The sequence below is a fragment of the Micromonospora sp. NBC_00617 genome, from assembly GCF_045161355.1.
GTDB lineage: Bacteria > Actinomycetota > Actinomycetes > Mycobacteriales > Micromonosporaceae > Micromonospora.
In genome coordinates this window covers 3,209,773-3,230,981 of the sequence record NZ_CP107751.1, presented here as the reverse complement: position 1 = coordinate 3,230,981, position 21,209 = coordinate 3,209,773, and the positions used below count along the sequence as shown (strand labels likewise).

The window sequence follows — 21,209 nt, the reverse complement described above, 5'->3', positions numbered from 1 at the left end:
GCGTGGGTCGCCTCGGGCGGCGGCGCGCGTGGGTCCGCCAGGAACCCCGGGCATGATTGATGACGATTGACAACCGCTTGCGGCGCCAGAGCACCGGGCGATCCGCGAGGTACGGGCTGAGGAGGACACGGTGGAGGAAAACGTACGGACCGGGCGATGTGTGGTCGCTGTGGACGGGCCGTCCGGATCGGGTAAGTCCACCGTGTCGCGGCGGCTCGCCGCCGGCATCGGCGCGCGCTACCTGGACACCGGGGCGATGTACCGGGCGATCACGTGGGCCGTGCTGCGCTCCGGCGTGGACCTCACCGACGCCGCGTCGGTGGCGAAGGTGGCCGGCGAGGTCGACCTGCGCATTGGCACCGACCCCCAGGGGTACGGTGTGACCGTCGACGGCGTGGGCGTGGACGCGGACATCCGCGGCGCCGAGGTGACCGGGGCGGTCTCCGCCGTGGCCGCGGTGCAGGCGGTCCGTGAGCTGCTGGTCGCCCGCCAGCGCGAGATGATCGTCAACGCCGGTCGGATGGTGGTCGAGGGCCGCGACATCGGCTCGGTCGTGGCGCCGGACGCCGACCTGAAGGTCTTCCTCACCGCCTCCGAGGCGGCTCGTGCCGCCCGGCGCAGCGCCGAGGACGCCGCCGACGTGGCGGCCACCGCCGCCGACCTGGCCCGCCGGGACCGGCTCGACTCGACCCGCAAGGTCAACCCGTTGGCCCAGGCGCCGGACGCCGTCGTGCTGGACACGACCGAGCTGGGCATCGACGAGGTCGTGGTCCGGCTGCGTGACCTGCTCACCGAGCGGGGCGTGGCATGAGTAACGCGCTTGTGGCTCTTGACGGTCCGCAGCGCAGCGGAGGAGCGGCATGAGTAGCGACGCCGGTTGGGTTGAGCTGCGCGAGCCCGACGTCGCCGTCGAGGAGCCGACCGGCCCGCAGCCGGTGGTGGCCGTGGTGGGTCGTCCGAACGTGGGCAAGTCCACCCTGGTCAACCGGATCATCGGCCGTCGACAGGCGGTCGTCGAGGACATCCCCGGCGTGACCCGGGACCGGGTGCCGTACGACGCGCAGTGGAACGGCCGGTCGTTCACCGTCGTGGACACCGGCGGTTGGGAACCGGACGCCAAGGACCGGGCCGCGGCCATCGCGGCGCAGGCCGAGACGGCGGTGGTCACCGCCGACGTGGTCCTCTTCGTGGTCGACGCGATGGTGGGCTCCACGGACGTGGACGAGGCTGCGGTGAAGATGCTGCGGCGCAGCGCCAAGCCGGTGATCCTGGTGGCGAACAAGGCCGACAACACCGCCATCGAGATGGAGGCCACCTCGTTGTGGTCGCTCGGCCTCGGCGAGCCGTTCCCGGTGTCCGCGCTGCACGGACGCGGCTCCGGTGACCTGTTGGACGCCATCCTCGCCGCGCTGCCGGAGGCCCCGGAAATCGTGGAGAACCGGCCGCGCGGGCCGCGCCGGGTGGCACTGGTCGGCCGGCCGAACGTGGGCAAGTCCAGCCTGCTCAACCGGTTCTCCGGCGAGGAGCGGGCGGTCGTCGACTCGGTCGCCGGCACCACTGTGGACCCGGTGGACAGCCTGGTCGACATCGGCGGTCAGACCTGGCAGCTGGTCGACACGGCCGGTCTGCGCAAGCGGGTCGGCAAGGCCAGCGGCACCGAGTACTACGCCAGCCTGCGTACCGCCGGCGCCATTGAGGCCGCCGAGGTGGCCGTGGTGCTGCTGGACGCCAGCGAACCGATCAGCGAGCAGGACCAGCGGATCCTGACGATGGTGACCGAGGCGGGCCGGGCGCTCGTCATCGCGTTCAACAAGTGGGACCTGGTCGACGCCGACCGCCGGTACTACCTCGACAAGGAGATCGACCGGGAGCTGCGCCGCATCCCCTGGGCGATCCGGCTGAACCTGTCGGCGATGACCGGCCGGGCGGTGGACAAGCTGGCCCCGGCCCTGAACAAGGCCCTCACCAGCTGGGAGACCCGGGTGCCGACCGCGCACCTCAACCAGTGGCTCACCGCGCTGGTGCAGGCCACCCCGCACCCGGTGCGCGGCGGACGCGCGCCACGCATCCTGTTCGCCACCCAGGCCGGGGTGGCGCCGCCGCGGTTCGTGCTCTTCACCACCGGCCCGCTGGATGCCGGATACCAGCGCTTCGTCGAGCGCAAGCTCCGCGAGGAGTTCGGGTACGAGGGCAGCCCCATCGAGATCTCCGTACGCCCTCGCAAGAAGCTCGGCCCCGGCGGCCGTGGCAAGGCGCACGGCTGACCCCGCACGCCCAAAAATGCCGGATGGCCCTTCGGGGTCATCCGGCATTTCTCTACCCCACCCTCCTAGGACGCTCTAGGCGGTGTGTGGTGGTTCGCGGCCCACGCGACCCGGGTGGGGCCTGTGCGGACGACCGGCAGCTGCTGCGCTAAGCTGTACCGGCTGTCGCGGGGGAAACCACGCGGGGGCGGGACGTGGCGCAGCTTGGTAGCGCACTTGACTGGGGGTCAAGGGGTCGTCGGTTCGAATCCGGCCGTCCCGACGCATCTGACCAGGGGATATGCCGACAGGCATATCCCCTGTGATCGTTTCAGGGCTGTATTGTCGCGTTGCTGTCGCACCCACGCACGGATCTTGCAAAAGCGGTCAGGCGGCCCGGGCGTCGGCCGCGTCGAGGGCCGCGCAGGTGGCGCTCACGCCGTCGGCGGCGGCGTCGCGGGTGAGATGGCCGTAGATGTCGACGGTGGTGGCCACGTTCCTGTGGCGCAGCGTCTTGGACACCACGGCGATCGGCACCCCTTGGTTGATCATGATGGTGGCGGCGATGTGTCGCAGGTCGTGCACCCGAATTGCCGGAAGCCCGGCGTCGGCGGTGAGGCGGCGCAGGTGGTCGAGCACGTACTGCGGCCGCAGGGGTTGCCCATCGGGTCTGGCGAACACGAGGTCGAGATTGTCGTGATGGCGGGCGGTCACCTGTTGCCGGCATTGGCGGCGGCGTTGCCGCTGCAACGCGGCGACGGCCCGGGTGGACAGGGCGACCCAGGCCCGGCTGCCGTGGGTCTTGGGCGCGTTCAACATGCTGCGGCTGTTGTCGACGCTGACCAACGTCCAGCGCACGAACAGTGCCCGCGCATCGAGGTCCACATCGGCCCAGTGCAGGCCCAGAGTCTCGCCTTTTCGCATCCCGGTGCAGATCATCAACTCGAACAGGTCCGCAAGCGGATCCTCAACGGCGTGGCAGTGCCGCAGGAACGCGCTTGTCTGGTTGGTGCTCCAGCAGGTGAGCTCGGGCGTCGGCGGTCGCGGGACCGTAGCGAAGCGAGCGGCGTTGTGGGGCAGCCGGTGGTTGCGGCGGGCGTCGTTGAGCGCGCTCGACAGGGTCGTGATGCAGCGGCGCAGGGTGACCGGGCCGCGGCCGGTGGCGAGCTCACGCTGGATGAACTGGGTGACGTGGTCGTGAGTGAGCCGCTCCAAGGGCACGGCGCCGAGCGCGGGGATGAGGTCGTTGTGGATGTAGGCGCTGTAGCGGTTCACGGTGTTCGTCTTGAGGCTCGGGGACTTGGCCTCAAGCCAGCAGGTGAGGTAGCTGGCGACCGTTTCGCTGTCGTCGAGGCTGACGCCGGCGCGCTCGCACTCAAGCACATGGGCGCGGGCCGCCGAGGCTGCCGCCTTGGTGGCGAAGCCGGTACGCCGCATGGTGCTGCGCTTGGTCAGGCTCGGCAGGTCGACGGCGAACGCCCAGCCGCCGTGCCGGGCATTGGACAGCTTGGGGCACCGGGGGCCGAGTAGTCGGCCGGTGCTGTCACGACAGGCGCAGCAGCGGTAGACGCGGCCCCGGTTCGGGTTCTGTCTCATGACGTCCTCCTCGGTAGAGGTGAGCTTTTGCCACCTCTACCGTTGCCCCGTTCGGCTGCGACAGCATCGCGACAACCCCGCATGTCCTGCCTGCGTGTGACGGTCCTACTTGTCGATCCGTCAAGGGTGAATCACTCCCCTGGCAAGTGGCGGGGGGAGGAAGTGGTGGGCGATGGTCCCGCAGGCCGCCGCCGTATGAGCGGCAGCCGAGGTGTCATGGCCAGCAGGGACGAAGAACCGGAGTTCGACGCGCTTCTACTGTTCTGAGGGCAACCCGGTCGGGGCAGTGGTCTGGCGGCCTCTTCGCACCCGGACCCTGGGTCAGCGCTAGGTGCCGGGCCGTCAGCCAGCCGACATCACCAACCCTTCGGCAGGCGTCGGCACTAACGTCCGTAGCAGGTCCGCAGGTCCGCAGGTCCGCAGGTCCGCAGGTACCAGCCGGCCGACCCCTGAGCGAGGTTGGATCGATGACGTCCGTGTCACCGAGCACCACCCTGCCGCATCCCAAACCGCGGTGCTGCCCGACCCTGACCCCGCGCCGAGCAGCACCGCATCCGTCAGCCCTCCATCGCTGCGACGAGCCGCCGGAGGCCGGCGTGTTCTCGGCGGTTCTCGTGGGTGATCCATTCCTTGCCTTCGGCAGCGATGCCCTCCAGCACGTGCAGGGTGCGCTCGAGGCCCGAGGCGTCGAGGGAGACCTGGGAGGCGATGCGGTCGTCGTCGCCGAGTTCCGGCATGCCTGGCCACTCACCGGTGATCGTCAGCTCGTCCCGGGGATTGTTCGTCAGGGTAAGGGATAGTTTTTTCTCGCCGTTGCGGGCATCGACGACGTGCGCCGCCACGACCGAGTTGTACTGGTAGGTGAGACGCTGCTGATCGCCGAATTCCATGGTCTCGAAGTCGAGGGTGACCGTGACCTGGCGGACGCCGTCCTTGGTGAGCAGGAAGAGGAGAAGTTTGTATCGTGAGTAGCGCCAGGGTCCCTTGCTGACCCGGGCCCGCTTGCACCCGGGCACGGGCGCCTCGATGAAGGCGTGCGCTATCACGTCCTGCGCGGCCACGCGGTAGTGCCGCAGCGTGTCCTCGACCAGGATCTTGCGGTCGCAGTCGAGCCAATGCGCCATCTCCGCGTCGGTCGGCTTCGATTCCAACTTGCGCACCCACCGGTCGTACGCCGCGCGCCGGTCCTCGTAGTCGCGCCGGACCCGGCCTAGGTCGTCCCGGTAGCGGTGGCCCTCGAGAAGGATCGCGAGCCAGCCCTGAATGGCGAGTCGAGCCCCGGCCACGATTCCGGCCATCGCGATCACCGTCGTGAACGGCGCCTCGACGAGGGCCTGCCACAGCAGCAGCGGTCCGGCAACCAACAGGGCGAACACCGCGGTGCCGAAGGCGGTCCGCGTCGAGGATGACACTCGGGAGTCCTCGGGATCCGCGGTCAGCTCACCGCTGAGCCACTGCCGCTTGACGTCGCTGGCCAGGAATCTCACTAGCCAGGCGACACGCTTGGCGTCGACCGGTTGCTCCCGATACAGCTCGACCAGCTCGTTACGGAGGGTCTGCCGGATGCCCGCCGTCTCCGCCAGCCACGTCTCCCGGGCTATGTCCGGCGGCAGGTAACGTCCGAAGTAGCGGTCGAACAAGGAGTCCATCGCTGAGGCGAACCGGTCGGACTGTGCGGGAGCACGCCGGGGTGTGAAGGTGAGACGCTGGCGGGCCGCCCGGCGTCGATGCCGAGCCAGCCTGATCGTGAATCCGGCCCGGACCACGACGACGACGGCTCCAAGAGCCACCATCAGGTAGCCGGCTGAGCGAAGCCATGAGTGGGCCCAGGCGTACTGGACCACCGCAAGGCCCGTGACGAGGAGCAGTGCCGAGCCGCCGAGGGCGCGTAGATAGTCCCCCGCGTCCTTACGGATCGGATGTGGCGGAACCGGCCTGGGAGGGATCGGCTTGGGCTGGAAGAACTTCCAGACCCGCTCCACCCGGTCGTTGGCTGTCCTGTCCCGCCGGGCGGCCGCGAACGTCTTCTGCCAGGTCCAGTCCTGGTGCGGGCCGGCCAAGAAAACCTCGAGGTGGTTGAGGATGCTTTCCTGCAGGGGTGGGTTGAGCGATTCGAACTCCCTGACCACCACACCGATCGCGGCCGGGTCGGGAGTCTCCGCCGTGGTCTGCGGCAGCGAGTCCAGCAGCGAGCTGACGACATTGATGCCCCGGGCCCAGGGATCTTGGGAGCGCTGCGCCGCCCAGCGGCGGACGTGTGCCAGCTGCGCGAGTTCCTGGTCCGTCAGGCTCTGCAGGGTACGGCCGCTCAACAGTGCGAGCGCCAGATAGAAGCAGGCGCGGGAGTTCTGGTAGCCCCGGGCGACCGCTTTCATGATTAGCTCTCTCGCCTCGGGTGGGGCGCTGATCTCCAGGTAGCGGAGACCGACCTCGAACTGCCGCTCAGGCGGGTCGTCGTCGCTGACGTGGTATCCGCCCTCAATGTGGACCTCCTGGGCCTGGAAGCCCACGTGGGCGTTGCCGTCCGCGACGTTGGTGAACGTCTTTTCCTGCGGTCCGGCGCTCATGACAGATCCCGCAGAGCCGACATGAGCCCCGTGACCCGTGTGGCGAGGTCCGTCCAGTCCAACAGCAGGCCGCGCAGCTTCCGCAGAGCCGTGGTTGCGCGGCTCCGTGCCTCGTCGTCGGCCGGGGGCACGTCGGCGGCGGCGGCGTCCAGCTCCTGCTCCGCCGCGCGGTAGGTGACCGCGTCCACGTCACCCGCCTCATGGATCTTACGGAGCGAGGCGCGCAAGTCTGCGAGCTGTTCGTGGAATGTCTCCCCGCCCGCACCGCCCGGCCCGCCGTAGACGGTCGCGTGGTGAACGGTGTGCGCTTGAAATCCGACGTGAGCGTTGCCCTTGGCGACGTTTCTGACGGAGCCGGACATCGACGCATCACCTGCTTCTTTCCGAGGACGGCGAGGGGAGGAGCCATGCTGCGCCCCGAGTTCCTGAGCGAGCGCGAGGGCGAAGGCCGCGGCGTTGGCGGCGGCACGCGGCTGCCAGTTCTCGCCGTCGGTGTGGACCTTGGTCCCGTCGGCACGGTCGCTGATGCCGCGGACGACGACGGCCGGCAGAGAGCGGTTCAGGTGGGCGGCCTGGGCGACCCCGGCCGACTCCATCTCCACCGCCAACGCGTCGTTGTAGTGATCACGGATGCGCGTCGCCTCAGGCGACGACGCCGAGTCGAGGACGACCTCTCCGGCGGCGATTGGGCCGAACCGCACCTTGGGCACTCCTCCGGCGAGGCCCCGCGCCCAGCCTCGCTCCCGCTCAAGATGCCGGGCGAGCTGATCACAGGCATGGGGGATCTCCCACACGCGAGGCCGGGTGCGGAAAGCGTCGCTCTCGCTAGTGCCGCCGTGATAGGCGTACACGTGGGTGGCCACGACGACGTCGCCGAGGCCGACGGAGGGCCAGAGCGCCCCAGCCACGCCGGCGAAGATGACCGCTTCCGGGTCGAACTCGGTCATGGCGCGCTCGGCGATGACGGCGGAGGGGTGGTTGCCCTTGCCGACAAGGCCGAGAACGATTTCACAGGAGCCTCCGGTCACGGTGCCACGCTCGAAGCGCGTGCCCATCGGATGTACGTGCGGTTCGACTTTCGTGAGACGTTCGCGGACTGCGTTGTACTCGAGGTCCAGTGCGGTGAGCACGACCACGGGTCTGGTCATCTCTCGTCTCCTCCGGCTGCGACGGTCGGAACCGTGCGGATCATGGGTGGGTAGAGGTTCCGGCGCGGACCAGCGCGGTAGACGCGGGCCGGGCGGCCGGTGCCCGTGGCGCGGGGCGGACCGGCGGGGACCACGAAGCCCTTCGTGCCCTGGACCTTGCGGTAGAAGTTGCGGGGATCGAGCGGTGTACCCCAGACGGCCTCGTAGACCTGCTGCAGCTCTGTGAGGGTGAAGACCTCCGGGCAGAAGGCCGTCGCCAGGTCCGTGTGCTCCAGTTTGGAGCGAGCACGCTCCACCCCGTCGACGACGATGCGCAAGTGGTCGAAGGCGAGCGGTACCCGCGCGGCCAGTACGTCGTCGACTGGCGTCCACTCAGCAGCTGCGGCGTCGGTTCCAGAGACGGGCTCGGGAAGGCGCGGCACGACGGCGAGGTGGGCGACGGAGACCACGCGTCCACGAGGGTCACGGTCGGGGTCGCCGTATGTACCGAGCTGCTCTAGGTGCGGGATGTCGGTGAGCCCCGCCTCCTCCCGCAGCTCCCGGCGGGCGGCGCTGAGAATGTCTTCGCGCTCATCGGCGAGGAACCCACCAGGCAGCGCTGCCCGCCCGACGAACGGCTCAACACCGCGCCGTACGAGAAGCAGGTTTAGACGACCGCCGCGCAGGGTGAGGATCACGAGATCGACAGCGAGCAGGATCAGGGGTGGTTCCCAGGTGTCATCGGGCACTGCTCGACCATAGCTTTTTGTCGATACGACAAAAAGGGCTCGGCGCTGTCGTAAGGCCGACACTTTGAGTAGTGTCTCGATCACCAAGAGGTGCCACGAGTGCGGTAGCGCCGCCATTCGTGGTAACGGTGATGCCGGGAAAGACGGTGTCTAGGCTAAGCGATCGATGAAGTGGGGGTAGTGGGACAAAGCCGGCTGAGTGCCGCGCATGGCTCGGTAGCCACTTCACCGTTTCGGCGTAGCGCCTAATCACTTGCCGTGGTCGGCCCGGGCTGGCATCATCCCGGCCATGATCGAGAGAATCGAGTCCTCCGTCCGCCGGTGAGCGTGACGACCGAGCCTGGATCGCTCGGACCCCAGACCGCCCTGTTCGAACACGCCCTGCGCCTGCATCAGCAAGATCCGGACTCGCCCCTGCCAAGTGATGGCGAGCCGTATCCGGACGACGAACGCCACCGCTACCGGCGGCAGCGCCCGCAGACCCGGAAAGATCAGCGCCTCCGCGGCGTCGACGTTGCCGCCATCCTCGACATGCACTTCGGCAAGGCCGATGCGCCACCGAGCGAACTCGCCGACGAGTTCTGCGAGGTTGACGTCCCGATCCACTACAACGAGCACATCGCGGCAGCGGCGCTGCGCGCGGACCGGCAGCGGGTGCGGCAGACCGGCCGGTGGCTGGTGCGGCACAGCACTGATCGATGCTCAGCCACTGTTGGGCTGGCACTGCTCGCCACGGATTGGGCGGAGGAAGACATCCCGCTGGTTCAGACCATCGGGCTGCTGTCGGATAGGTTTGGGCCGTTGGCCGCGGAGGCGCTGCGACGTCGCCGCGGAGGTGAGGAAGCGTTGTTGTGGCTGGCCCATCGTGTTGCCGGTTGGGGACGGGTCTACGTCATCGAGGCGCTCTGCCAGCAGGGGGCATACGCCTCGCGTCGATGGCTGCTGCGCTACGCCTGCGACGGTGACTACCTCAACGGCTACTTCGCCGGCCGCGTCGCCACTGCAGCTCACCTGCACGAAGCGATCACCGGAACTGAGACCGACGATGACCTGGTCGACCACACCGGGCGACTATTGAAGATAATGGCGGGCTGCGGTGGCATGGGCATGACCCTCGAGCACTATCCGCCGGCGCCTCATGTCCTCGCCGCGCACGTGGCTCGCCTCGGCCGGCAGACACCGGCCCTGAACAGGTACGTCGACGCCGCGGTCATCGCCGACCATCTGGCGGATCAGGATCCGCAGCGATCCGGATGCACCAATGAACAGCGAGACCACTTCGTCCGGCAGTACCTGGCCGTGCTCGATCGGCAGGACTGGTGTGACGCGGTTCGCGCCGGCCTTGATGCGGACAACGACTTCTTCGCCTGGTTCGCCAGCAACCCTGCGGCACGGCTGCATCTGCGAGCGTTCAGTGAGACCACGGGTGATGATCGATGAACGAGGCTGCCGATCAGCGCCTGATCGACGCCGTGCAGGCTGGGGACGAGGTGGCCGTCGGGCAAGCGCTGGCCAACGGCGCAGACCCGAACGTCCCGGTTGGCCGATTCCGAGGATCGGTGCTGGCCGAAGCAGCGCGCAGCGGCCGGCGGGGGATCGTAGGCATGCTGGTCAACGCAGGCGCGCGCACCGGCCCCGCCGATCCCTACACCGCCTCGCCGTTGCGCGCCGCCGTACTCGAGGCACACACGGAGGTGGTGCTGTTTCTTATCGCCCACGGGGCGCTCACGGCGGAACCCGCCACCGGACCGAGCGTGCTGACCCAGGCCCTGTCCCACACCGCGTTCCGCCCGACACCAACAGCTCTTGCGACGCTACGGGTGCTGCTGGAAGCGGGAGCGACCCCCGTCCCGAACGAGGAAGCACCACTCATCACCGCGGTGACGCGAGCCGTCGCACCGGCGGTGCTACGACTTCTCCTCGCCTATGGAGCGGACGCTAACCAACAGCGTTCCGACGCCACACCAGCGATCGTGGTGGCGGCGCGTCGAGGCGATCACGCCGCAGCCGACGTGCTCCTTGATGCCGGCGCCGACGTGAATGCCCGCGACCGGCAAGGGCGAACCGCTTTGATGCACGCAGTCGAACGCAACGAACGACGGGTCATCGCTACCCTCCTGCTGGCCGGCGCCGCCATCGACACCGTCAGTGCCGATGACATGACGGCCCTGCAACTTGCGCGTGGCTGGCAACGCCAGAACATCCAGTTCATGCTGGGCGAGCGCCACGCCGGCCTGGACGACGTGCCAATTGTTCGTACCGCTCTCCGGGTTGCCGCGTCCAACGTCCGGCTCGCCGGAGACGCGCAGATGCTCCATCTGCTGGCGGACGTCATCGACATTGCCCTAGGGGATCTCGGAGACGACGAGTGGAACACTCGGACGGGCACCGACGCCGAGGTGGCCCGGGCCTTTGCTGTCCGCCTGCGCGACGACGTCGTCCCAGCAGTCCACGCATCCTGGCATCAGCTCGACGCCACTGCGGCCGAGCTTGCCACCGCGCGCTCGGCGTTGGTGGAGCTCGCCTACGGCACCACGCGGATCATGCCAGCCGCCGCCAGCCGACTCGAGATAACCGACATGCTCGAGGAGCTGAATCGACAGCTTGGTCGCTAACGCCAACGCCAGTCACGTGCGTCGGAGCACGGGGCGCGGGAGGAAGTCGTACGAGCTGTTGAGAGGTCTGTGCCTCGAGCGTTCGGTGGCGGAGAGGCGCTGGTGCCGTTCTCTAGCGCTTCTCTGCAGCCGGGCCGCCCGTGAGATCTCACAACCGTCTCACGGACGGCCCGGGAAGGCCCGGTAGAACCCGACCTGCCTCGGACCGCCGCCTGGCCGGTGACCTGCATATTCGGCAGGAGGCGGTATCGTCCGGCAGCCGCCGGTAGACCTGCCAGTTCACTGGGGGTCAAGGGGTCGTCGGTTCGAATCCGGCCGTCCCGACAAACTTAAAGCCCTGATCAGCGGAAACGTCGGTCAGGGTTTTAAGTTTGTCTATGGGTTTTTGAACCGCCCCCCGAACCCCCCCCATTTACCGGGGTCGACAACCAGGTTTGTCATCCATGCGCATCGTTGGGCAGGGCGGGTGCGTGACGTTGCCGCCTTCCGTGGTCGGTGCCGAGTCGCTCGAGGATGTCCGAGACGTCCGGGGCTTGGGCAGGCGTGGCGATGTAGTACGTGGCGGTGACCTCCTCGCTGGAGTGCCCAAGTTGCGCTGCGGCGATCTTCGTATCGGTCGCTTCCTTGATGAGGGTGGCCACGGTCTTGCGGGAGGTGTGGGGAGTGACCCAGGTCACCGGCTTGTTGTCGTCTGTGGCATCCAGCCACGGAGTCTCCGCAAGAACCCGTTGGCGGATCACGGCGACCACTGCTACTTTCCCGGAGGGCCGTGCGAGACAACGAGGAGGTGGTACCCGTGAACGTATCGACATGGGTGCTTCCCTCCGGGGTCACGGTCGGGCGATAGGTCGTCCGGGAGCGCCGTCCACGAGCACACTCCTGAAGGGCACGACCATGCAATTCACTTCTGAGCAGCGCCTCGACGACGGTGTCCTTGAGCGCGAATTCACCCTCGGTGAGATCCCCGGCATCCTGTGGACGCCCGCGACCGCATCCGCGCCGGCGCCGGCGCCGCTGATCCTGGTCGGCCACCCCGGCGGACTGCACAAGATGTACCCCCGCTTGGTGGCCCGGGCGCGACAACTCCGTAGCGGCGGGCTTCGCCGCGGCCACCATCGAGCTCCCCGGGGGCGGTGACCGGCCCCGTTTCGCCGCCGCCGAGGAGGCCCGCGCCGACCTGCGCCGGGCGTTGGAGGCTGGCGAGCCGGTCGATGACGAGATCGTCGACCGGCTCGTCCTTCCGCTGGTTGAAAAGGCGGTCCCGGAATGGCGGGCCGCCCTGGATTCCCTCCTTTCGCTGCCCGAGATCGGCGGCCCGGTCGGGTACTCGGGAGGGGTGATCGCCATCGGCCTCCGGCTGGCGGTGGTCGAGCCGCGCATCTCGGCCGCCCTTCTGTTCGCCGGGAGTTTCGTGCCCCGCACCATGTTCGAGGAGGCCCGGCAGGTCACCATTCCGCTGCAGGTCCTGCTGCAGTGGGACGACGAGGGAAACGACCGGCAGTTGGCCCTGGACCTGTTCGACGCCTTCGGTTCCAAGGAGAAGACGCTGCACGCCAATATGGGCGGGCACACCGGCGTTCCGCAGTTCGAGGGGGACGATGGGAACCGGTTCTTCGCCCGGCACCTGAAGTGAGGCCGGCAGCAGACGCTACGAACTGTCGGCCAGGATGCCGCTCAAATGACCAGGATCGGCGTCAACGGCTGCCGACGAGGCCAGCGCCAGGAAGCTCAGGAACCGGTCAGCCACTGTCGATATCGGTCGCGATATCGCTCAACGCGATCCGGTTCGGCTGGCCGGTCTTGGTGATGAGGCTGGAGACATGCCGCTCCACCGTGCGCGGTGACAGGTGTAGTCGCTCGGCGATTTCGCGGTTGCTCAGCCGGCCGGTGAGCAGCCGCAGCACCTCCCACTCGCGTACCGTCACGCCCGCTGTCCGCAGCTCAGGTGGGATCTCTGCGGCGCCGCGCCGGCGTTGGGTGACCCGCGCGCCCGCTTGGCGCAGCAGCGTGCGACACGCCCCGGCGACCGGCGTGACCTTCGCCTGGTGGAAGTAGTCCTCGGCGGCACGCAGCCACTCCACAGGGGTGCCCCAGCCATCGGCGAGCGCCGACTCGGCGACCAGCCGCAGGGCGAGGTGCCGCCCCATCGCGTACAGCGCGCCGACCTCCATGGCCTCGGCCACGGTGGCGGTCGCGGCGTCGTGCTGACCCGCGCGGCCAAGCAGGACCGCCCGGGCGAAGAGCGCGAACTGCCGGTCCCACGGTAGCTGGCTCGCCGGTGTGCCGACGATCGCTTCGTACGCCGGAAAGCTGACCTCGCTGGCCATCGCCTGCAACAGCAACTGGAGGCCGAGCCGTCCACCCAGGTGGAACACGGTCGGGTTTGTCTCCTCCGCCCGTACCGCCAGGGACAGCTCGTCCAGCGCCCGCGGGCGGTCCTCCTCGAGCAGCGCGCAGAACGTGCCGGCCAGCCCGTGGACCCGCTGCGTGTGCAGGCTCTCGTCACCGCCCCAGCGCCGGAACTCAGCGAGCGCGTCCTGCATCTCCACCCGCCGGCCCTGGTGGGCGGCGAGCACCGCGCTGAGCAGCAGCACGTACTGGGTGGTCTCCATCAGCTTCAGGCGGGTCGTCGCGGTGAGGACCTGGTCGATCAGGTCCTGTGCGGCCGGGTACTCGCCGCGCATGATCAGGTGCAGCGCGATGCTCGCCTCGGCCTGCTGGCGGGCAGTCACCGCCCCGGCCCGCAGCGCTCGTTCTCGGGCCTGTTCCAGCCGGTCCAGTGTGCCGTGTAGCAGCGCGTCGTCGTTGCCGAGCCGGATCAGCGCGTGGACCTCCCAGATCGGCAGGCCGTGCTCGGCGGCGATGGACCGGGCCTGCTCCAGGCAGCGGGTGGCCTCGGCCGGGTCGCGATGCCGGACGAGCGCACCGAGCAACTGCCAGGCCTGACAGGCCACCACCGGCAGCGGCACCGCGGCGCCGACCGTGGCGGCCCGGCGGGCCAGGGTCTCGGCGACCTCCATCTGGTCCCGCCCTGGCGTGTCCAGGGCCAGGTGTGCGGCGACGACGTCGATCGGGGCTTCGTCCTCCGCCGCGGGGTCCGGGCCGAGCAGCTCACGGGCGATCTCCACCTGGGCCAGCGCGTCGGTCAGCTCCCCGGCCAACACGGCGGTCCAGGCCAGCCGGGTGTGCAGCCTGGCCTGCCGTCGAGCGGGAAGACCGGCCACCTGGTCCGGACTGTTGACCAGCTCCAGTGCCCGCCGGACCAGGCCAGCCTCGCCGAGGGCCTGCAGGAGTGTCTCCAGGGTGTCGGCGCGGGCCTCGGCCGGCCCGTCGGCCTGGAGCTCCCAGGCCCGGTCGAGCAGGGCGACGGCCGAGGTGGCGGCACCCTGCGCGAGGGCCCTCCGGCCGGCTTCGGCAAAGAGTCGACCGGCCAACAGGGCGTCGCCGGTCTCGACGCGCAGGGTGGCGGAGATCTGGCACCACTCACCCGGCAACTCCGGGTGGACCTTCGCGACGGCCTCGGCGACGGTGTGGGCCAACTCCCGCCGGTCGGTCGGCTCGACCAGGGCGAGCAGCGACTCGCGGGTGACACGGTGCCGGAAGGTGTACCAGTCGGTCAACTGGTCGTCCGGTGCCACCAGCTGGGCAACGATGTCGCCGTGCAGATGGTTGAACAGGTCGCGGTCGCTGAGCCCTGTCGCCGACTGCACCACGGCCACCGAGAAGCGTTGCCCGATCAGGGCGCCGCAGGACAGCAGCTCCCGGGCCTGCGGGCTCAGCTTCTCGATCCGGTGCGCCATGCTTCTGGCGAAGGCGGCGGGCAGGGTGGCGGGCGCCTGTGGAGTGACGAGCCACCCCTGTGGACCATGCCGGAGCAATCCGTTGTCCACCATCGCCGCGAGGATCTCCTCGATGAGGAACGGGTTGCCGCCGCTGCCGCCCCAAAGCAGCTCGGCCGCGGCCGTTGGTAGCTCATCCGCCGCCACGCCGAGGCAAGCCCCGGCCATGGCGCGCAGGTCCTCGGGCCCGAGACCGCCCAACTCGATCACGGTGCACCGGCCGCGGCGGGCCGCTGCCCGAGCGACCTCCAGCGCGGGGGAGCCGTCCGCTCGGAGGACGCCGACCAGCAGGGTGGGCTGCTCGTCGAGGTTGTCGATCAGATATTCGACCACCATGAGCGTCTCGGCGTCGGCGTCCTGGAGATCGTCCAGGACCATCAGGCACCCGCGGTCCTGGCCGGCGAGACCGGTCAGCCGGAGCACCGCCTCGGCCAGGATCACCACCGATCCGGTCTCCTGGTCGGCGAGGGGGGTGCCCCAGTCGGGCACCAACCGGCCGAGAATCGGCCCGTACGGGCCGAGCGCCGTGACGTCCACTGTGGCCGAACGGAGCAGGGACAGTACCGCCTCGGTGAGCGGGCGCAGCGGCACTCCGGTGCCGAGTGCGCTGGCCCGCCCCCGCAGCAGACTCATTTCGGCGGTGTAGGCGGACTCGGCGGCCGCCGCGGCGAGCCGCGACTTGCCGACGCCGGCCTCTCCGACGATGAAGACCGCGCCCCCGCGCCCGACGCGGGCAGCCTCGATCATGCCGATCAGCACACCGAATTCCGCATCTCGGCCGACCAGGACGCGTGATCGTTGCACGGCGGCAACGTTAGCGAGGCGGTCCATCGATAACCAGGGTCAACCGGTAGGCGCACCGAGCCCGGCGAGATTATCGTCCGACCGGCCTGATCGCGGCGCTGACCGGGCGGTCTCCGCCCAGGGTCACAAAGGGAAAGTAGGGCAGCAGGTGGTGAGCGCGAGCGGGACGGCGGCGTCGACGTCTCCGGCGTCGCCAGCGACCAGGTGTCCAACCAGGAGACCCACCGGGATGGCCAGACCGGCCAGGGCCGCCGTACGCAGGCCAAAGGCCACCATCGGGCTGACCTTTGGCTCCCCGGCGGGGTGCGGGTCCTCGACGTGGGCGGTGTCGGCGAGGTCGGCGGTGAGCTGGTGAGACATCATTTTTCTTCTCTCCTCGGGGTGAAGGGGTTGGTGAGCGACAGCCAGCCGGGTCCGGTTGGCTGCGGGGCGGGTTCCAGGAGCAACGCGGACGGAATCCGTGCGGCCAGGGCGGAGCGCAGCAGTCCGTAGCCGATGCCGGCGAGGCCGGTCAGCAGCCCCGGTGTGAGCACTCCGTCGGGTGTGCCGCAGTAGCGCGTCTGCCATTGAAGGGAGTTGAGGAGCAGGGTGGTCCGCTGCCGTAGCGCGGCGGCTGCCGCAGGGCCGGCCGGCCCCGCGGCCAGCACAGTCAGCGCCTCGCCGACGCCGGACTCGCCGTGGCAGAGACTCAGGTCGCGGGACAGCGGCCGGTCGGCCAAGCGTCGGACGAGGTGAGCCGGCGCGTCCGGGTCCGCGGTGGGGGAGGTGCCCGCGTCGTGCCGGCCGGCGAGGGCGAGGGCCAGGCCGGCGGTGCCGGCACACCACCCGGACGAGTTGGTCGGGGTCTGCCGGGCGTGCCGCAGAGCTTTCCGTGCCGCGTCCGCGTGCTGCGGGGAACCGCCGCCGGCGTTGACGAACCGGTGCAGGGCGTACGCGATGCCGGCCGTGCCATCGGCGAAGCCAGCCGGACTGGCGGGGTGATCGAACGCGGTACCGGCCAGCTGGTCGGCGCAGGTCCGGGCCAGCGCCGCCGCCCGATCGAGACCCAGCTCGGCGTGGATCGAGGTCATCGCGGCCAGGCAGCCGGCCTTGCCGGTGGCCCAGTCGTCGGTGGCGGAGCCGGCAACCGCGACCTCGGCGAGTTCGACCGCCGTGTCGACCCACCGACCGATCCCCGGGTCGTCGAGCAGCACGGCCAGCCGAGCCAGCCCGTAGGCCAGTCCGCCGAGGCCGTGCAGCCCGCCACAGCCGATCGCCGTGACCAGCTCGGGTCGATCCGAGAGCAGGCGCAGTAGCCCCGGCGTCGCGGCGACCGCCCGACGGGCCACGTCGCCGTAGCGGGCCACGCCGCTGATGTGAGCGAGCTGGCCGAGGAAGAGCGCCATGCCGAGGTACCCGTTGGCCAGGCCGGCGCCCATCGGGAGCAGCAGCCACTGCCGGTCGTCGACCAGTTCCAGGCCGAGCCAGTTCACCCGGTCCCGGCCCGGTGCGCCACGGGCGACGATCTGGTCGGCGATCGCACAGGCTGCTGAGACCAGCCGTTCGGGTGGGGCGGCCGTGCCGTGCGACGGCCCTGGCATCGGCGCCGCGTCGCCATGCGCGCCGACCGGCCGGCGGGTGGCCAGGCTGGCCGTGATGACCCACTCCTGGTCCTGCCGGTCGACCTCGCCGAGCCCGCCGATCCGGTCCAGTGCAGCGTCGACGCCACTGCGGTACAGCGGCACCGCGGTCGGCTCCCCGTCGGCTGCCAGGTGGGGACTGTCGGCCCGGGCGTGGAAGTACGGCACGTCACCGCGCCACAGGGCCACGATCTCGTGGCGCGCGAACACCGGGTCGCCGGGCAGTGTGGTCCGGCCGCAGAGCTGCCCGAGGAAGCGGTCCCGGTCCAGACCGTCGCGCAGCAGGCTCGGGTGGGTGGCCTCGTCGAGCAGCGTACGGTAGGCCCAGGTGGGCCGCACGACGAGTCGCACCGTCATGGCCGACGACGCCTTGACCAGCTGGGCGAAGTCCCCGCGGTGCGCCTCGATCGCTTCGTAGCCGAGCCGGAAACCCTCCAGCATCGCCGCCTCGTGGTCCTCCGGATCGATCACCCGGTCGCCGAGCCGGGGGCGGTTCGAGGCACCGTCAAAGGCGGATGCGCGACGTACCAGGCGCATCTGGTCAGTGCCCGGGTCCGCCCAGTCGATCCGACTGACCGGGCTCTGCCGGCCCTCGTCGCCGCCGGCGCCAGACAGGTCCATGATGCCCTGCTCACCGACGACGATCAGCGGCAGCAACGCGGTTCGGTGCACCGAGGCGGCGAGCAGGTCGGCGGCTGGATCGCCGCTCTGGGTTGCGGGCCGCCAACTGGGGCTGAACAACGTCTCGACGTCGATGGCCACGGGGTCCTCGCCGCTGGCGATCACATTCTCGTAGTGCAGATCGGTGGTGTTGAGCGCGTGGGCGAGCGCCAGCAGCGCGCCCTGCCGTCGATAGAAGCGGTCCGCGCCGTCCGGGTCGGCCAGCGGTGCCGCGATCACGAACTCGGTCCAGCCGTACTCCGGGCGGACCAGGCAGGCGGCTGTTCGCATGCCGACGGTGGGCACCATCCGGTTCATCCAGCCGACGAAGGCCGCCAGCCGGTCGTCGTGAGTGAGATCCCGGGGCTTGTAGACCAACCGCCGGCCGTCGGCGAACTGGACCACGGTGGTGGTCCGGCCGGCCCGGTGCGGATCACCCCGCCGGTCGTCGACGGCCACCAGAGGGCCGGGGTCGACGCCGCCCAGGAGGTTGTCGACCAGGCAGTTCCGATCGGCGGTGTACCGGGCGAGCAGCTCCAGCATCGCGTCGGTGACGTGCGCGGTGGCCTGCCCGAGCAGCCGGGCCAGGACCGGAAGATCGGTGAACAGCGCAGCCAGCCCTGCCGGGGTGGCAAGCTGGCGGACGAAGTCGACGAATCGGGCGCGACTGTCGGCACCCTGGAGGAGGCCGGCGGTCCTGCGGCGGTGCAGCTCCTCGACGAAGGTACGGGCGGCCAGCGCGGCCAGTTGCCGTTCCAGGGTGGCCCCCAACGCGGCATCCAGCGCGCCCAGGTCGACCTGGGCGTCGGTCACCGGGCCGGCGTCCCGGCGGAAGCGAGCCCTCGCTTGGTCGACCAACGGGCGCAACGGCAGGGCGAACGCCGTCCTCCAGTCCGCTGGGACCGGCACCGACGGAGGCGGTGCGGCGGCGCGCACCGCGGACTCGATCAGGACCGCCCAGGGCGGCGGGCCGACCCGCGCGGCGAGGTGCCCGTCCTCCTCGGCGAGGAACGTGAGCAACCGGTCCTCGTCGACGCCCAGCTCGCCCAGCCGGACGTCCAGCTCCGGGCCGCGGTCGGCCCGCCACAGATCCAGCCGCCGCCGCGCGTGCCCGAGCCGCCCGGTGTCCACCGGGTCGGTACCGCCGCCGCCGGTCACCCGCTCGTGCAGCGCCAAGCCCCGCGCCCACCAGCTCTGGCGGAGTCGGGGCGACTCGGCCGGAGCGAGGCTGGGTGGGCCGTCGGCGTCCGTGGTGTTCATCGAATTGAGGGTGCCAAGCGGCGGCGGGTAACTCATGCGTGGGATCCACCCAAATTCTTGTCGACCTGGCTGGTCGCCGCAGTTCGCGCACTTTCCGGTGCTGCCCGGACGACAGTCGGTGATGACCGCCCGGAGGGTGGGACCGGGGGCCGGTGTCGGTGGTGTGGCGACATCACGCGGGTGCGGACGACGGAACTTGGGTGCCCGGCACAGATGCGTCGACGCGCGACGGTGGTCGAGTCTCCGACTGTTCGATGGGCTGACCCGATCGGAGCGACTGTGGAGTTTCGCGTACTGGGGCCGGTGAGCGCCTGGCGCGACGGCGGTGAGGTCCCGCTGGACGGCGCCAAGCAGCGCACCGTCCTGGCCGTCCTGTTGCTCGCCCGAGGGCGAATAGTCTCCGACGCGCGTCTCTGCCAGCTGCTGTGGGACGAAAACCCGCCGGCGACATTCGCCGCCCAGCTCTACAACTACGTCTCCCGCCTGCGGAAATATCTCGGCGACGAGGTGGAGATCGTCCGGCAGTGGTCCGGGTACCTGCTGCGGACGGGGGACAGCCGACTCGACATCGACGAGTTCGAGCGGCTGGCCGGACTGGGTCGGGACGCACTGCGCTCCGGCCGGCACGAGGAGGCCGCGCGGGACCTGCACGAGGCGCTGGCGCTGTGGAGCGGAGCGACGCTCAGCAACGTCACCGACTACCTCATCGAGGCGGAGTCGCCCCGGATGGCCGAGGTGCGGATGGCGGTCCTGGAGGATCGCATCACGGCCGACCTGATGCTGGGCCGGCAGGCCGACCTGGTGGTGGAGCTGAGCGATCTGGTCGCCGCGCAGCCGCTGCACGAGCAACTGCGCAGCCACTTGATTACGGCGCTGCTGCGATGTGACCGCCAGGCCGACGCGCTGGCCGTCTACCACCAGGGCCGGCGGGTGCTCGCCGACGAGTTGGGTGCCGATCCGGGCCCGGCCCTGGCCGAGGCGTACCAGACGGTGCTGGCCGGCCCCGGGATGCCCGACGTCGCGGTCGCACCGCGGGCCGGACCGGGCTGGCGCGACGTCCGACCGGCGATGCTGCCGCCCGGGGCGCAGGACTTCTGCGGCCGGGAGCAGGAGCTGCGGGCGCTGGCCGGGCTGCTCGCCGAGACGTCGCCGTCCGCTCCGCAGCGGACGCTGCTGACCGGGATGGCCGGCGTCGGCAAGTCGGCGCTGGCGCTGCGGGCCGCGCACCTGTGCAGCAGCGAGTTCCCGGACGGGCAGCTCTACGCCGACCTCGGCGGCACCCGGGGCAACGCCACCGACCCGGGCGACGTGCTGGGCTGGTTCCTCCGGAGCCTCGGCAATGCCGAGGAGGCCATTCCGAGGCGCCTCGACGAACGCGAGTGCCTCTACCGCAGCCAGTTGGCTGGCCGCCGGGTCCTGGTGGTGCTCGACAACTCTGCCGACTATCCGCAGGTCCGCCCGCTGTTGCCCGGTGATCCGTCCTGCCGGGTGATCCTGACCTGTCGTGGCCGCCTCTCCGAGTTGCCCGGTGTCACCCGCGTCGAGGTGGGCATCCTCGATCCGGCGCAGGCGCTGGAGCTGTTCGCCACCATCGTCGGCTTGCCGCGGGTGGCCGCCGAGCCCGGTGCCGCACACCGGATCGTGCAGTTGTGCGGGCGGCTCTCGATCGGCATCCGGGTGGCTGCGGCGCGGCTCATCGCTCGGCCGCACTGGTCACTGCGCTACCTCGCGCAGCGGCTGGCCGACGAACGGTTCCGTCTCAACGAGCTACGGCTGGGGACGCTGGACGTGCGGGCCCGCATCGAGGGCAGCTATCAGGAGTTGGAGGTCGAGAGTCAGGTCGCGCTGCGCCGGCTGGCACTGCTGAAAACGGCCGTCTTCCCGATCGGGGCCGCCGCCCGGGTGCTCGGCGTGACGCGCCGGGTGGGGGAGGAGGTGGCCGAGAGCCTGGTCGATGCCCGGCTGTTGGAGATCGCGGGCTCGGACGGCGGGCGCCGGCAGCGACACCGCTTCCACGACCTGGTGCGGGTCTTCGCGCGGGAGAAGGCCGACCCGGTGGACCACCGCGTGGTGACCGCCAGATCGGCGTTGTCGGCATAGCCGCGCCTGCGGATCCCCGGCGTTGCCGCC

General features: G+C 70.3%; 13 protein-coding genes, 1 tRNA gene and 1 pseudogene. 7 read left to right on the top strand and 8 right to left on the bottom strand.

Annotated elements, in window-relative coordinates:
* The first annotated feature begins 130 nt into the window (after positions 1-130).
* The 3 genes from cmk to OG505_RS14710 all read left to right on the top strand — a co-directional run bounded on the left by cmk (position 131) and on the right by OG505_RS14710 (position 2,526).
* The gene (gene cmk / locus OG505_RS14720) at positions 131-811 is read left to right on the top strand and encodes a (d)CMP kinase (protein WP_405433878.1); all 681 of its coding nucleotides are present in this window, start codon (positions 131-133) and stop codon (positions 809-811) included.
* A gap of 49 nt (positions 812-860) precedes the next feature.
* Positions 861-2,264: a ribosome biogenesis GTPase Der gene (gene der / locus OG505_RS14715; protein ID WP_405433876.1), complete on the top strand. Its 1,404-nt coding sequence runs from the start codon at positions 861-863 to the stop codon at positions 2,262-2,264.
* A 188-nt stretch (positions 2,265-2,452) separates the two neighbouring features.
* Positions 2,453-2,526: transfer RNA gene (locus tag OG505_RS14710), tRNA-Pro, on the top strand.
* 104 nt (positions 2,527-2,630) lie between these two features.
* On the opposite strand, the gene xerC is transcribed toward OG505_RS14710, so the two are convergent.
* The 4 genes from xerC to OG505_RS14690 form a co-directional block, all read right to left on the bottom strand.
* Positions 2,631-3,839, bottom strand: coding sequence for a tyrosine recombinase XerC (xerC, locus tag OG505_RS14705; RefSeq protein WP_405433875.1), 1,209 nt, complete (start codon positions 3,837-3,839; stop codon positions 2,631-2,633).
* Between the two features lie 557 nt (positions 3,840-4,396).
* Entirely contained in the window at positions 4,397-6,406 is a 2,010-nt protein-coding gene (locus OG505_RS14700) for a hypothetical protein (RefSeq protein ID WP_405433873.1), read from the bottom strand.
* On the bottom strand, positions 6,403-7,554 hold the full coding sequence (locus tag OG505_RS14695; RefSeq protein ID WP_405433872.1) for a purine phosphorylase: 1,152 nt from the start codon (positions 7,552-7,554) through the stop codon (positions 6,403-6,405). Before OG505_RS14695 ends, OG505_RS14700 begins: the two co-directional genes overlap by 4 nt.
* Entirely contained in the window at positions 7,551-8,282 is a 732-nt protein-coding gene (locus OG505_RS14690; RefSeq protein ID WP_101409329.1) for an NUDIX hydrolase, read from the bottom strand. The genes OG505_RS14695 and OG505_RS14690 overlap by 4 nt, the downstream gene beginning before the upstream one ends.
* A 321-nt stretch (positions 8,283-8,603) precedes the next feature.
* On the opposite strand from OG505_RS14690, the gene OG505_RS14685 reads away from it, so the two are divergent.
* Together OG505_RS14685 and OG505_RS14680 are read left to right on the top strand one after the other, a co-directional pair.
* On the top strand, positions 8,604-9,722 hold the full coding sequence (locus OG505_RS14685; RefSeq protein ID WP_405433870.1) for a hypothetical protein: 1,119 nt from the start codon (positions 8,604-8,606) through the stop codon (positions 9,720-9,722).
* Complete coding sequence (locus OG505_RS14680) at positions 9,719-10,897, top strand: ankyrin repeat domain-containing protein (protein WP_405433869.1); 1,179 nt, start codon at positions 9,719-9,721, stop codon at positions 10,895-10,897. The genes OG505_RS14685 and OG505_RS14680 overlap by 4 nt, the downstream gene beginning before the upstream one ends.
* A 437-nt stretch (positions 10,898-11,334) precedes the next feature.
* Here OG505_RS14680 and OG505_RS14675 read toward each other — a convergent pair whose 3' ends face one another.
* Complete coding sequence (locus tag OG505_RS14675; RefSeq protein WP_405433867.1) at positions 11,335-11,646, bottom strand: hypothetical protein; 312 nt, start codon at positions 11,644-11,646, stop codon at positions 11,335-11,337.
* A 145-nt stretch (positions 11,647-11,791) separates the two neighbouring features.
* Between OG505_RS14675 and OG505_RS14670 the strand changes: the two are divergent.
* Positions 11,792-12,530 (top strand): annotated as a pseudogene (locus tag OG505_RS14670) (alpha/beta hydrolase).
* A gap of 106 nt (positions 12,531-12,636) precedes the next feature.
* Here the strand turns inward: OG505_RS14670 and OG505_RS14665 are convergent.
* From OG505_RS14665 to OG505_RS14655, 3 genes are all read right to left on the bottom strand, one after another.
* Entirely contained in the window at positions 12,637-15,540 is a 2,904-nt protein-coding gene (locus tag OG505_RS14665; protein ID WP_405433866.1) for an AAA family ATPase, read from the bottom strand.
* A gap of 123 nt (positions 15,541-15,663) precedes the next feature.
* Positions 15,664-15,903 carry a hypothetical protein gene (locus OG505_RS14660; RefSeq protein ID WP_405433864.1) on the bottom strand — a complete coding sequence of 80 codons (240 nt, stop codon included), beginning with the start codon at positions 15,901-15,903 and terminating at the stop codon, positions 15,664-15,666.
* Positions 15,900-19,079 carry a type 2 lanthipeptide synthetase LanM family protein gene (locus tag OG505_RS14655; RefSeq protein WP_405433862.1) on the bottom strand — a complete coding sequence of 1,060 codons (3,180 nt, stop codon included), beginning with the start codon at positions 19,077-19,079 and terminating at the stop codon, positions 15,900-15,902. The genes OG505_RS14660 and OG505_RS14655 overlap by 4 nt, the downstream gene beginning before the upstream one ends.
* A 279-nt stretch (positions 19,080-19,358) precedes the next feature.
* On the opposite strand from OG505_RS14655, the gene OG505_RS14650 reads away from it, so the two are divergent.
* Complete coding sequence (locus OG505_RS14650) at positions 19,359-21,179, top strand: BTAD domain-containing putative transcriptional regulator (RefSeq protein ID WP_405433860.1); 1,821 nt, start codon at positions 19,359-19,361, stop codon at positions 21,177-21,179.
* The last annotated feature ends 30 nt before the right edge of the window (positions 21,180-21,209 follow it).

What these genes read in the sequence shown, in the direction of transcription:
- der (WP_405433876.1), top strand. Translation starts at nt 861, where the DNA reads ATGAGTAGCGACGCCGGTTGGGTTGAGCTGCGCGAGCCCGACGTCGCC.
- xerC (WP_405433875.1), bottom strand. Translation starts at nt 3,839, where the DNA reads ATGAGACAGAACCCGAACCGGGGCCGCGTCTACCGCTGCTGCGCCTGT.
- OG505_RS14700 (WP_405433873.1), bottom strand. Translation starts at nt 6,406, where the DNA reads ATGAGCGCCGGACCGCAGGAAAAGACGTTCACCAACGTCGCGGACGGC.
- OG505_RS14695 (WP_405433872.1), bottom strand. Translation starts at nt 7,554, where the DNA reads ATGACCAGACCCGTGGTCGTGCTCACCGCACTGGACCTCGAGTACAAC.
- OG505_RS14680 (WP_405433869.1), top strand. Translation starts at nt 9,719, where the DNA reads ATGAACGAGGCTGCCGATCAGCGCCTGATCGACGCCGTGCAGGCTGGG.
- OG505_RS14660 (WP_405433864.1), bottom strand. Translation starts at nt 15,903, where the DNA reads ATGATGTCTCACCAGCTCACCGCCGACCTCGCCGACACCGCCCACGTC.
- OG505_RS14655 (WP_405433862.1), bottom strand. Translation starts at nt 19,079, where the DNA reads ATGAACACCACGGACGCCGACGGCCCACCCAGCCTCGCTCCGGCCGAG.